General features: G+C 41.3%; 1 protein-coding gene. It reads left to right on the plus strand.

Annotated features, from left to right (window positions below):
- A partial coding sequence (locus SB749_RS20925; protein ID WP_410712010.1) for a BamA/TamA family outer membrane protein occupies positions 1-235 on the plus strand: 235 nt, incomplete at both ends.

The following is a 235-nucleotide window of genomic DNA, read 5'->3' on the forward strand; positions in this document are numbered from 1 at the left end:
GGCTTTGCTTATCAATCAATCTCACCAGAAAATGACAATGGGGATCGCATCGGCGGTAAATATTTAATCGCGACGACTGCTGAATATAATTACCAATTTGCCAAAAACTGGCGAGCAGCTTTGTTTGTTGATGGAGGGACGGCGACCAATGATTTTTCTGAGCAATTTGAAATAGGTGCAGGGTTTGGTTTTCGTTATTTAACGCCTATAGGACCAATAAGAATAGATCATGCGT

It is taken from the genome of Brevibacterium sp. SIMBA_078 (assembly GCF_046534565.1).
In the GTDB taxonomy this organism is placed as follows: Bacteria; Actinomycetota; Actinomycetes; order Actinomycetales; family Brevibacteriaceae; genus Brevibacterium.